Here is a 12874-nt window from a genome sequence, read left to right as displayed (position 1 = left end):
CATGAAGTACAGTATCCGCCTTAATTGTTGGTACATTGTTATGTAGGGTGCGTCGCTGCTCATGTTTAATGAAACTTGCAGATTGACTGGTGGCGACGCACCTTACTTACGACAAGATTGTGTGTACCGCATATACATGGAATATGCTGTATGTAGGCGTTGCTGTGCAAGATACTCGCATTCCTCAAAAACGCTTTTTACAAAATCGGGATGATCGCGCATACAGTCGTAAAACGAAGTAGTTTATCGATCGACTGTATCGTAAATTCAGTTAAACAGAGATGTTGCACCATTCTCAATCAGGTTTTTATGGGCGGGCTCTCCTGCCCAACCCCTACTCCCCACAAGAAATTAATTCTTTGTGGAACAGGCCGGAAAGCCTGTTCTGGAGAATGGTGCAAGATGTCAGGTTAAACCAAAGTTTAGCGTAATTATTGCAACACTTAGATACGCTCGATCGCCTTTTCCCTGCTTCACATTTTTTTCAATCCCACAACCGCCTGCCTGCTTTGCCACCGAGTCGCTGGTGAGTATCTTTGAGCAAAGTTGGGATGTCTAACTCTTCGGGACACCGGGGCAAACATTCGCCGCAATCGGTGCAGCGGTTGCCTTTGCTGCCGGGAAACCAGTGTCCGGCATTTTCAAACATGGCATAGCGGTATTTGCCAAAGTCAGTCATGTCGCACCCGACGGCGAGATTGCGGAGTCGCAATACTTCGGGAATGTTGATGTTTTCCGGGCAAGGCAAACAGGCATAGCACTGGCTGCATTTGTCGGTTTTCAAAGTGGCTGCAATAACCGATTCTAGCCGATCGAACGCAGCGATTTCGGCATTGGTGAGGGGAAAGTCGCGATCGCAATATTTCAGGGGTTGCTCTAATTCTGTCGCATTTGCAGGGCCCACACTCAAAGTCCCAATCCTCGTATCGCTAAGTAAAAACCGATAGTTTAACTCTAAGGGCGAGAAAGGCGAGCACAATTGTGCGAGAGTTTCCGGGGGCGTGTAGAGTTGCCCTCCTTTATCGGCTGGGGAAATGATGAAAACGCCCATATCTTTGTCTTTGGCGAGTTCAATTGCCGGGGCGTTGCGCTGAAAAAAATAGTAATAATGCAGATTGACAAATTCAAACAAATCTGTATTGATTGCAGCCAAAATCAGATCCAGAGGCCCGTGAGTCGAAAAGCCAACGTGCCGAATTCGGCCATCACCCAGGGCTTTACTTACAGCTTTCATGCAGCCTGTGGGATCTCGCACAATCGCCAAATGTTCCCAAGTATTCAAACCGTGAATTGCCAGACAATCGATATAGTCTAAATTCAGACGTTTGAGGGATGCGTCGATGCAGCGTTCCATTGCTGCTGCATCCTCGGTTGGGGAAATTTTTGTAGTGACGTGAAGGCGCGATCGATGGACAGACAAACCAGCCGACAGGGCCGCACCGAGATATTCCTCGCTGCAACCGTAACCCGCCGCCGTTTCCAGGTGATTGATTCCCTGAGACAGGGCCTGTTGTACAGTCTGACAGGCAGTTTCCTCAGAAGCCAAATAGCGCATGGTTCCCAAGGAAAATACAGACAGGTGCAACTCCGTTTTGCCAAACCGTCGATAGCGCATAAAGTTTAGGAAGTTTCGCCCGGGCCCAAGCCGCTTCTCTTAATCAAATCCTCTGGACGGAGGTTTGAGATAAATTCCCGGAAGGCCCGGCGTTCTGCCTCATCAGCATCTCGATCGACCGGTATCGAAGCATCGGCGACGACTTCTTCCATCACCCAGATGGGGCAGTTCGTTCGCAGGGCTAGGGCGATCGCGTCGCTAGGTCGGGCATCGATCTCTTTTTTAACTTCTCCCTGACGGACGATCAGGACGGCATAGAACGTGTTATCTTGCAGCGAGTGAATAACTATACGCTCCAAGGTAAGACTCCATGCCTCTAAGAAATTGACCATCAGATCGTGAGTTAAGGGCCGAGGAGGCTTGTGGCCTTCGATCGCGCTAATAATAGCTTTTGCTTGCTCCTGACCGATATAAATAGGCAAAGCGCGTCGCTCAGTAGAGTCTCTCAATAGGACAATAGGGCTGCGCGTGGCTGCATCTAAGGCAATTCCAGCGACTTTCATTTCAATCATAAAAATGCTCGGTAAGTGGGAAACTCAGAGACTTTAGTCCTGAGAGGGAAACAACATGGGCGGTTTCAACACATTCGACTACGCTCAGTGAGCACCACCTTGAATCCCCTTTCCCCTTTCGGGGGTAGAGGGGTATGGTTGCCCCTCTTTGGAGATATGGTTGTCTCCGGCTCCCTTTCGGGGTAATGTTCGCTTGTCGGTCAATGTTATGAGAGCTTGTTAGACTTGCAACACTGTCTCAGTGACCTTAAGACTGTTTAATTGCAAATGACAGAGCGGAAAACTAGCGTCGCATTCAAGGAGTGTCGTGACTCAAATAACGTAGCCAGTTAAGGCTGAGGCCCGTCAGCACAGCTTGCTTCGATTGCTCTTACAAGCTCAGTCCCTGGTTTTAGGGCTGGGTTACTGACAGAATTAAGAAACTGCAAGGCGGTAGAAAACTCGGACATAAAGATGACCTAAATCCAGTATGACTCGATCTTCGCCTGAATCTGCAACTGATCTGGGACTATCGATTTTAGATTTTAGATTTTCGATTTTCGATTGACTCCGGGGGACAGGGGGACAGCAAAACCTCCTGCGTCTGGTTTGTGCCTGTGGTTTCATGTAAATAAGCGATCGACTAAGGAAAAATACTTATGTTTACAGGACTGATTCAATCTCTCGGAAAGCTGAAGTCGTTAGGCAACGATTACTTCCAAATTTCCTGCACATCAAGCAACTCCTACCAGATTTTACAAGATTTAGCCATTGGGGACAGCGTAGCCGTGGATGGAGTCTGTTTGACGGTAGTGGAAGTTCTGCCGCAAGGTTTTGTCGCCGTCGCTTCCCCAGAAACTCTCCGGCGCACTACTCTGGGATCATTCCCCGATGCTTTGGTGAACCTAGAAACCTCCCTGCGCGCCGGTAGCAAATTGGGGGGACATTTTGTGACGGGGCACGTAGATGCGATCGGCACTTTAGCCACATCCACCCAAACCGCCAACGCTTGGGAGATGCGCTTTACTGCCCCACCAGCAGCAAATTCGGGATGGCAACGTCAAATCGCACCTTACATCGTTTCCAAGGGCAGCATCGCCGTCAACGGCATCAGCTTAACCGTGGCAGATTGCGATGCTGACGGTAATTGGTTTGAAGTTGCTGTCATTCCCCACAGTTTTGGTGAGACAAACCTCAGCTATTTGCAACCAGGAAGTTTAGTAAACTTAGAAGCAGATATTCTGGGCAAATATGTCGCCAAATTTCTCCGCAGCGGCTCAAAATCCCATCCCGAACCTTGGGAAGAAGATTCCGCAATCAACAGTTTAGGAACAATTACACCCGAATTCTTAGCAGAACACGGATTTATGTAATCAATGAAACAATAAAAATCATTGCTGAACGAAGTAGCTGTGGGCCGACTAGCATCTTTTTATCATTTAGAATATAACTTTTAGTTGTAGTCTATCACCATTCTCTTGCTTTGCACAACTCATTGATACGTGCTATATACCATTGACGTTGAACAGAGAAGGCGGTACAATTTTTATTAGGGGTTTCTTGGCTATCTCTTCCAGCGACTGTGTAAGTCCTGACTGCGACGAGTGTAAGGTAGATATGCCAATCTACAAAGAAAAAAAATTGAAAAATCTTGTTAAAAAGCAATGCAGCCAGATTCTCAAAAATCTCCCAATTTACCTCTCGTCTCAGTCATTATCCCTGCATACAACGCTGAGCCATTTATTGAAGAAACTCTGAAATCAGTTTTAGCTCAAACTTATCCAGCAATTGAAGTTTTAGTAGTCGATGACGGTTCCCAAGATCGAACCCCTGAAATTGTCGAAAAATTTGGCCAAAAATATTCTCGCGTCCAGCTTCTGAAACAGCCAAATTCTGGAGTCGCTGTTGCTCGAAACTTAGGAATTCAGAAATCCAGAGGAGAATATATTGCCCCCATTGATGCCGATGATATTTGGTATCCTGAAAACATAGAAAAACAAGTTGAATCTATGTTGGAGGGAGGGGAAGAAGTAGGGGTAGTCTATTCGTGGACAGTGGACTTAGATGAAAAAGGATTGCTAACAGGAGGATTCCGGTCTTTTAGAATTGAAGGTGACGTGTACGCCACCCTAATCTGCCACAACTTTATAGGAAACGCGAGTGCTTCTATGATCCGTCGCAGTTGTTTGGAAAAGGTGGGGGTTTATGACAAGACATTGAAGGAAAGGAATGCTCAAGGCTGTGAAGACTGGGACTTATACCTGCGGATAGCAGAGCTTTATCAATTTCGAGCCGTGCCGGAATTTTCCATTGGCTATCGCAGAATGTATAACACTATGTCTACCAACTATACGACAATGGCGAATTCTCAATCTTTGATGCTGCAAGCGGCCAAGCAACGGCATCCCGAAATTCCCGATTTCCTGCACCGATTATCTACCAGTAATTTTTTGCTGTACTTAGCGAACCAAAGCAGCCGCAACGGCCGCGATCGCACCGCGCTCTTTTGGTTATTCCAAGCTTTAAAAACTGAGTGCATCTCACCCTTATTACGTTCTGGCTTTTACATAGTATTGGGAAAGAGCCTTCTAAACCTATTATCCCAGTCTGGGAAACATCAGGATGCTCTAGATGCACCTGTGAGAGTAGAAGATACGCCATACTCTGAGAACCAACCGATGGGCCGGGAGGTGTTGGTAGAGCTCCGGCGCAAAAAGATCGAATTCATGGTAACGATAGGGAACATTTTTCACCAGTCAATTTCCCTCCTTGTCCAGCGAAATCAACCAAATATTGACACGCTCCCTTAAGTAAAAATTAGCGCCACGCCACCGACAAAGGCAGAGTTGTCTTATGAAAAAAGAAATTCAGGCTATTAGAACTCTGCTACCCCTCCTCAAGCTTTATCCTTGGGCTATCCCGGCAATGATTTCCTTGGGTATGCTTGCTTCCCTTTCCGACGGCTTTGGCATTAGCTTATTCATTCCCTTTTTGCAAACTTTACAGCAAGAACAAGCTCAGGCTATAACTGGCAATTCTTTCATTGATTCTCTGAACCAGATATTCGCTGGTGTCCCTGCTGGCTACCGCGCCTTAATCATTCCATCTTGTATTTTAGTCAGCATCCTCATCAAAAACCTGATTGTCTATAGTAATTCTCTGCTTTTTGCTTGGTTAAATTCGCGAATTAGCAACCGATTGCGCTGCCAAATTTTTAACCAAACTTTAACTGTTAGCTACTCTTTCTTAGAGCGCAGCGAATCGGGAAAGATTATGAATATTTTGGCAACAGAGAGTTGGCAGACTAGCAAAGCTTTGAGTTTGTTTGTTAACTTGATTACGTCTGCTTGTACGATTACTGTCCTGGCGACGCTGTTACTGCTCATCTCTTGGCAACTCACCTTAATTATCAGTATAGCGCTCTTCCTCATCTCACAGTTCATCCAGTTTGTGACGCGGCGAGTCAAACATCTGGCACAGCAAGCAGTAGACGCCAATTCTCAGCTCGCTGTCCGAATGTGGGAGGGATTAGGGGGGATGAAAACCATCCGCTCCTTTGGACGGGAATCTTACGAGCAAGAACGCTTCGATCGCGCTTCCCTGCAGGTGCGAAACACCTTTTTGCAACTCGATATGCTGGGAGGGCTCATCAATCCGCTCTATGAAGTTTTTTCCGCACTCCTCCTGCTAGCAATTTTGGCGATCGCCCTCCTGCAAAACCAGTCAGCTATGCCAACGCTGCTGACTTTTTTATTCATCCTCTACCGCTTGCAACCGCAGGTGCAACAACTAGATATCGCGAGGTTAGGTTTAGTCTCTACCGCCTGTTCTGCTGAAGTGGTAATGTCTTTTTTAGACACTTCGGATAAACCTTACATCCGCTCTGGTACAGTTCCCTTTGACAAGCTGAAGCAGACGATCTATTTTGAGTCAGTTTCCTTAACTTACAATCCTGAAGATCGGCCGGCAATAGAGGCTGTCTCCGTCGAGTTTAAACGCGGCGAAACGACTGCTTTAGTGGGGCCATCGGGTGCGGGAAAATCTACGATCATCAGCCTCCTCTGCCGCTTTTACGAGCCAACATCAGGAGGAATTTATGTTGACGACTGCTCATTAAAAGAACTTAATTTAATGGACTGGCGGAAACGAATTGCGATTGTCAGCCAAGATGTCCATATCTTTAGCGGGACGGTGAGGGATAATATCGCCTATGGGCGTTTAGAAGCAACCGAGGCAGAAATTTTTGAGGCGGCAAAACTTGCCAATGCTCACGATTTTATCAGCCAACTGCCGGAAGGGTATGACACGAAAGTGGGCGATCGCGGCGTTCGCCTTTCTGGCGGGCAAAGGCAGCGCATTGCCCTCGCTCGGGCGATTGTCCGCAACCCAGATATTCTAATTCTGGATGAAGCAACGAATGCTCTGGATAGTATTGCCGAAAACTTGATTCAGGATGCCCTCAATACGCTCAGCCAGGATCGTACCGTCATTGTCATTGCTCACCGCTTATCGACGATAGAAAATGCTGATAAAATTATTGTGATGGAAAATGGCAGGGCGATCGAACAAGGCAACCTCCAGTATTTGCTGAAACTCGACGGCCTCTTCGCCAAGCTTTATCACTTGCAACACCGTAACGTACAAAACTAAGTAAAAAACTAAGAGTAAGTTGGTGAATTATTTATGCCTTATCCCATCCTTGACATTGAAGTGACACAGCCCCTCCCAAATCTGATAATTTCTGAGGAGGATACAGGAATTGCCTTAGTTGTGCGGCGCAAAGATAAAGCTGTTGGTTTGATCATGCAGCCTCTTCCTCCCAAGACCGTCCTTTCTCCTGAAGATTTAGCTAAAATCATTGAACGGGAGGTTGGCATTAAGTTACTTCAGGAATCGATTAGAGAAGAGCTAACTCCTGCCGAAAATGGCGATCCCTTTCCGCCGCTGACAGTAGCAATTTGTACGAAAGATCGGCCGGACAACTTGGCGCGGTGCCTGCAACATTTACTCAAGTTGCAAACACCTATTTTGGGTGAAAAGCTTTACTTTGAAGTGTTAGTAATTGATAATGCACCTTCAGATGAAAGAACGAAGGAATTGGTAGACTCTCTACCAGGAGTTCGCTATGGCCGGGAACCAAAACCCGGTTTAGACTTCGCTCGCAATCGCGCCTTGCAGGAAGCAACGGGCGAACTATTAGCCTTTCTTGACGATGATGTCACGCCCGATCGCCAATGGCTCAAAGGCTTGAGGGAAGCTTGGGCAGAAAATCCTGATGCTGGCGGTTTTACAGGGTTAGTGCTGCCTTATGAGTTAGTGACTGAAGCCCAAATTTTATTTGAAAGCAGAGGAGGCTTTCGACGCGGTTTTGAAAAAATTCGTTATGGTCAAATCTTGCCCTATAATCCCTTATACCCCTGTGGGGCTGGCATATTTGGAGCTGGTTGCAATATGGCATTTCGCCGAGATGTTCTACTGAAATTAGGGGGATTTGATGATGCACTCGATACAGGTGCGCCTCTCCCCGGCGGTGGCGATTTAGATATGTTTTATCGAGTTGTTCGCGCTGGCTATCCCCTCGTCTATGAGCCTCGCTATCTGGTGTTTCACCAACACCGTCGGGAATATGAAAAATTGCGCCGCCAGTATTGGACGTGGGGTTTAGGTTTTATGGCTTTTGTCGTAAAATCTTATCAGACCGATCCGAGCCAACGCTCGAAATTGCGCTGGCTTGTAGCCTGGTGGTTTGCCAATCAGTTAAATCAGTTGCAACAAAGTGTCAGAGGATGCCATGTATTGCCTCCGCCCATGATTCTAGCCGAGTTGTGGGGCGGTGTTGTAGGTCTGTTTGGGGAATATCCCCGCTCTTTAAAACTAATTGAAAAAATTAGGCAGCAATTTGCCTAAAATTAGGAGAGTTTTTTCAGAGATATGTTTCATATTGAATGCAGGGAAGAATAGTTAAATATGAGTAAGCTTCCGCCGATTGATATCGTAATTTGTACTTATAACAATGCTCCCCTTTTAGACAAAGCTCTCTCAGCTATTTCCCAACAAATAGTTTCACCCAACCTAGAGTGGAGGGTTTTAGTAGTTGACAATAATTGCACCGATAATACGCAGAAAATTGTCGAAAAATATCGAGTGATGGGGCAAATTCCCCAGCTTTCTACAGTATCAGAAACACAGCAAGGATTAACCTATGCCCGCCACTGTGGCGTTAAAAATACAACTGCTGATTGGATTGCTTTTGTAGATGACGATTGCTTCCTGGCAGAAAATTGGGTGGAACAAGCTGTTAGATTTGCAGCAGCTCATCCCGACTGCGGCGCTTTTGGCGGTCGAGTAATTTTAGATTGGGAAACTCTACCAGCCAAATATGTATTGAATTATGGGTACTCCTTCGCACAACAAGAACACGGTACAGAACCCCAAAAAAAATCTTGTTTAGTGGGAGCAGGATTAGTTCTGAATAGAGCAGCCCTCGCTCATACTGGCTGGATAGATAAACCCTTACTTCAAGATCGCATCGGAACTAAGCTCATATCAGGGGGAGATGTGGAAATCGCTTTGCGGATTTACGGAGCAGGATACGACCTGTGGTACACTCCCGACTGTCAGTTAAGACACTTTATTCCGGCTAGGCGTACTTCTCAAAAATACTTGATCGACATTAACTATGGTCTAGGAACCTCTCAAGTTTTGGGCGATTCTCTTCTCTGGTCTGGTTCTTATCGAGATTGGCTGTTGAAATTTATTATCGATGCGGTGAAAGCTTCCCAAAATGTCCTGATTCAATCTTTAAGAGCAGCTTTGGGGCGGATGAATCCAGCGGAAGTGGAGATAAATGGGAGTTTTGTCCGTGGTAAGTGGGCCGGAATTAGCCGTGTGGTTCGCATGAGCCCAGAAGAACGCAGCTTGATATTGGGGCGTGCAAAATTAGCTGGCTAAACAGCTCATAAATAATATTTCTTGAGGTAATTTCTGTGAGCAAGCCTTGGAAAGTTCTCAATGTCGAATTGAGCGAAAATATTCCTGAATTGCCCTTGATTTCCAACTACGCCGGAATATATGTAGTGTTTTGGTGGCATAATATCCCCCTTGGCGAACGGGAGATTTTAGAGGATCAGTTGCCAATCTCGGCTTCACAACTAGCGAATCTAGCGGCGCTGGCGATCGCGCCTGCAGTCGGCAGCCACCTGCTAGAGCAAGGTTTTAAAGCGCCTTTGCCTGAAGTTTACAAAAAAAATCGGGCGTGGCACCAGTCCCCTGAGTTTGATGCCCTGACTGCCTTAGAGCAACCCCTGGCCAAGCTGCAGGAACGCTTGAACCAGACTAGCAGCGCATCTGTTTCTGTCGTAATCGGCACTCGAAATCGGCCAGAACAATTGGCGCGATGTTTGCAATCCCTGCAAAATTTATCCCAACCTGCTCATGAGCTTATCGTGATTGATAATGCTCCGAGTTCAGACGCCACCCGCCAACTGGTGGCTGAGATCCCTGGAGTCAAATATGTATTAGAACCTCGCCCTGGTTTAAGCGTCGCCCGCAATACTGGCATCCGCCACTGTACAGGCGACATTATTGCGTTTACCGATGACGATGTGATCGTTCACCCTGACTGGGTGGCCAGGATTGCACAAAGCTTCCGCGAACCCAAGATCATCGCTGTAACCGGCCTCGTCCTGCCTGCTGAACTCGAAACAGAAGCCCAATTAATATTCCAAAAAGGTGATACTGGCTTTGGTTGGGGATACCGATCTCTGACTTTTGACGCTGAATTTTTTAAGGATACGAAACACCTAGGCGCTCCCGTTTGGCGCATTGGTGCAGGAGCAAATATGGCTTTTCGGCGTGAAGCTTTTGAGTTACTAGGAGACTTTGACGAACGCTTGGGTGCAGGGGCATCTGGGTGCAGTGAAGATTCAGAGCTATGGTATAGAGTGCTGGCGGAAGGGTGGATTTGCTACTACGATCCGACCCCTGTTGTTTATCACTATCACCGGGGCGATCTCGATAGCTTGAAACATCAGATGTACCAATATATGCGGGGTCACATCGCGGCCCTTTTGATTCAGTTCGGGCGCTACAAGCACTGGGGGAACTTGCTTCGCTTATTCATCATTTTACCTCTCTATTATGTGAAACGATTTTTAATCGGTCTTTTGACCGGATTTAAAGGGATTAATAGAACGCTATTGGCAGAGGTATTAGGTTGCTTTGCGGGAGTCAGCTTTTACCTCAAAAATCGTGTAAAGAAGGATCAATAGTTTTTCCAATTATAGGAAGATTATGGCAACAGTTGTTGAGACTAAGAAATCGGAAACACATAAAGAAAAGCTGGGCAATTTCTTAGCCCGCAACCCTTTCGGTCAGCCCTTGACCCTGGGATTCTTTTACCGAGAAAAGATGCGGGCAATTCACCGCATTTCCCCAGATATGCCCTTTAAAGAAATTTTAGAAGTAGGAGGAGGTCAAGGAGGCTTAACGTCTTTACTTTATCCGCAAGCGCAAATTACTAACATTGACCTCGATCCTAAATATGCAAATGTTCCTTGCAATCGGCAGGAAAAAGTACGCTTCATCTGTGGCGACGCGACCAATTTACCGTTTGAAAATGAGTCCTTTGATGCAGTGACGATGTTCGACGTTCTCGAACACATTCCCGACCACCAAAAAGCTGTATCTGAAGCGCTGCGAGTGCTTAAACCCAAGGGTTTTTTATTAGTGAGCAGTCCCAATGAGAACTGGCGCTTTCCCTACTACGGCGTGATGAAACCGCTCTGTCCGCCTGAAGCAGAGGTGATGGCAGAATGGGGTCACGTTCGGCGCGGCTATAGGATCGATGAACTGACAGGACTAATCGGTTTGCCTTACCAGAGTTCTGCTACTTTTATCAATCCCCTGACAGTAGTCTGCCATGATTTTGCTTTCTCTCGCTTGCCTCCCCTCATACGCCTATTATTCTGTACTGCTCTGAGTCCTGTAACCTGGGTAAGCTATTGGCTGCATAAACCTGAATCATTGGGGACGGAAACTGCATACGCTTGGCAAAAGCCATAAAATTTATGAATTTCCAACCAGAACCAACGATCGCCCTCCTGCACTGGGGCGATTTAATCGAAGATTTTTTAGATACCATCGGGGTTTCCTTTGAAGCTTTCTGCAACGAAATGACGGGGGGCTGGATGTTTGGCTACATTGAGGCGCTGCGACGGGCAGGGGTGCGGACAGTGTTATTCTGCATCTCTGGTAGCGTGGCTGAACCCGTGCGCTACACCCACAAAGACACAGGTGCAACAATCTGCACCCTGCCCGCACCTCAACTTTACCAAGCTGTCCGCCGCCAGATGGTTAACCCTCAAGGGTGGACGGTTCAGGATATGTTTGGAGAGGTTCGAGGCCTGGGCCGTCTGATGTTGGCAGGAGTGAAAAGCGTTACTCCTTATCTGGCTACACCGCTGGGGTTGCTGGCGGCAGAATTGCGACGGGAAAACTGCCAAGCGATTCTCTGCCAAGAATACGAGTACCCGCGCTTCGACGCTTGTACTTGGTTGGGGTGGCGGATGGGGCTGCCTGTTTTTGCGACGTTTCAGGGGGGCGATTTTCAGGTTAGTCCTTGGGAAGGTTTGTCGCGCCCGATCGCCCTCAAAGCGAGCGCGGGTTTAATTATTGCTTCGCAAACCGAGGTACAGCGCGTGCAAAGTCGCTATGGCGTGCCGACAGCCAAGATTGCCCGCATTTTTAACCCGCTGGATTTGGAACTGTGGCAACCAATGGATCGCGCTGAAGCTAGGCAACTGCTGGGTTTTCCCGGTGACGCTGAAATTGTCGCCTGTCACGGGCGGATTGAGATTCGCCGCAAGGGGTTAGATATATTGCTGGAAGCTTGGGAAGGGATCTGTCGCGATCGCCCAGGCCGAGATTTGCGGCTGTTGCTGGTGGGGACTGGTAGCGACGCGGAGGAATTGAGCCAGCGAATCGCTCAGATGCAGCTTTCGGGCATTGTTTGGGTGAATGAATATGTGCGCGATCGCGCTTTGATGCGACAGTATCTCTCGGCTGCTGACGTTTATACTTTGCCTTCTCGGCATGAGGGGTTTCCGGTGGCACCGCTGGAGGCGATGGCTTGCGGGTTGCCCGTTGTGGCTGCTGACGCCCCTGGAGTGCCTGATATTTTCGAGGGGGGCGAAGCTGACGGCGGGATCGTTGTGCGCCGTGAGGATGCAACCGCTTTGGCGGGGGGGCTCGGTCGGGTTTTAGACGATCGGGCGTGGGGGCGGGAGTTGGGTAAGCGCGCTCGCATTCGGGTGGAAACTCATTTTTCTCTGGAGGCGATCGGTGTGCAACTGCGACAGTTTTTGTGCGATCGCTCTTTAGCGCACATTCCGCATATCTGACTCGCAGCACTGGGAATGCTTGAAAAATCCCAGCCCTAAAAATTTATCTCCGCCTAATTTTTGTGGTTTTATTATCATTTTTTTTGCCAATTATCGGAGACCTAATAAATTTAACTTGACGATTTTTTTTAATATATTCATTCTTTCAACTAAGGAATGAGAATTAAATAACTTCCACAATTTTGTGGGATGGGCGTCCCGCCCGTCCAAAAAGGACGGGCGGGACGCCCATCCCACAATAACAATTAAAATTGTAAGTTATTTAATTCGCAATCCTTAGCAATTTATTCTGGGAGGGTGACAAAGATGTCTAGGAACTAGAACGACTCAGGGTTTCTCCCTGTGTACGCTGTTGATAAAAGCTAATT

Annotated in this window: 10 protein-coding genes; 8 read left to right on the top strand and 2 right to left on the bottom strand. The window is 47.5% G+C overall.

Going from position 1 to position 12874, the window contains the following annotated elements; genetic code table 11:
* Window positions 1-484: 484 nt before the first annotated feature.
* Together QUB20_RS07975 and QUB20_RS07970 are read right to left on the bottom strand one after the other, a co-directional pair.
* On the bottom strand, window positions 485-1615 hold the full coding sequence (locus QUB20_RS07975; RefSeq protein WP_333245393.1) for an aldo/keto reductase: 1131 nt from the start codon (window positions 1613-1615) through the stop codon (window positions 485-487).
* Window positions 1616-1620: 5 nt separating this feature from the next.
* Window positions 1621-2127: a bifunctional nuclease family protein gene (locus tag QUB20_RS07970; protein WP_333245390.1), complete on the bottom strand. Its 507-nt coding sequence runs from the start codon at window positions 2125-2127 to the stop codon at window positions 1621-1623.
* Between the two features lie 638 nt (window positions 2128-2765).
* Here QUB20_RS07970 and ribE point away from each other — a divergent pair.
* From ribE to QUB20_RS07930, 8 genes are all read left to right on the top strand, one after another.
* Window positions 2766-3479, top strand: a complete 714-nt coding sequence (gene ribE, locus QUB20_RS07965; RefSeq protein ID WP_333245388.1) for a riboflavin synthase — start codon at window positions 2766-2768, stop codon at window positions 3477-3479.
* Window positions 3480-3770: 291 nt separating this feature from the next.
* The gene (locus QUB20_RS07960) at window positions 3771-4916 is read left to right on the top strand and encodes a glycosyltransferase family 2 protein (RefSeq protein ID WP_333245385.1); all 1146 of its coding nucleotides are present in this window, start codon (window positions 3771-3773) and stop codon (window positions 4914-4916) included.
* A 43-nt stretch (window positions 4917-4959) separates the two neighbouring features.
* On the top strand, window positions 4960-6756 hold the full coding sequence (locus QUB20_RS07955) for an ABC transporter ATP-binding protein (protein ID WP_333245382.1): 1797 nt from the start codon (window positions 4960-4962) through the stop codon (window positions 6754-6756).
* Window positions 6757-6789: 33 nt separating this feature from the next.
* Window positions 6790-8013: a glycosyltransferase gene (locus QUB20_RS07950; RefSeq protein ID WP_333212101.1), complete on the top strand. Its 1224-nt coding sequence runs from the start codon at window positions 6790-6792 to the stop codon at window positions 8011-8013.
* A gap of 60 nt (window positions 8014-8073) precedes the next feature.
* Window positions 8074-9057, top strand: a complete 984-nt coding sequence (locus QUB20_RS07945; protein WP_333057979.1) for a glycosyltransferase — start codon at window positions 8074-8076, stop codon at window positions 9055-9057.
* Between the two features lie 35 nt (window positions 9058-9092).
* Window positions 9093-10376 (top strand): glycosyltransferase, encoded by a 1284-nt coding sequence (locus QUB20_RS07940; RefSeq protein WP_333245379.1) that lies wholly within the window; start codon window positions 9093-9095, stop codon window positions 10374-10376.
* A gap of 22 nt (window positions 10377-10398) precedes the next feature.
* Window positions 10399-11169: a class I SAM-dependent methyltransferase gene (locus QUB20_RS07935; protein ID WP_333233310.1), complete on the top strand. Its 771-nt coding sequence runs from the start codon at window positions 10399-10401 to the stop codon at window positions 11167-11169.
* A gap of 5 nt (window positions 11170-11174) precedes the next feature.
* Window positions 11175-12506 carry a glycosyltransferase family 4 protein gene (locus tag QUB20_RS07930; protein ID WP_333245376.1) on the top strand — a complete coding sequence of 444 codons (1332 nt, stop codon included), beginning with the start codon at window positions 11175-11177 and terminating at the stop codon, window positions 12504-12506.
* Window positions 12507-12874: the final 368 nt, after the last annotated feature.

This window comes from Microcoleus sp. B4-C2 (assembly GCF_036705265.1).
GTDB lineage: Bacteria > Cyanobacteriota > Cyanobacteriia > Cyanobacteriales > Microcoleaceae > Microcoleus.
The sequence above is the reverse complement of the archived record's forward strand: the minus strand, read 5'-3'. Positions and strand labels throughout refer to the sequence as shown.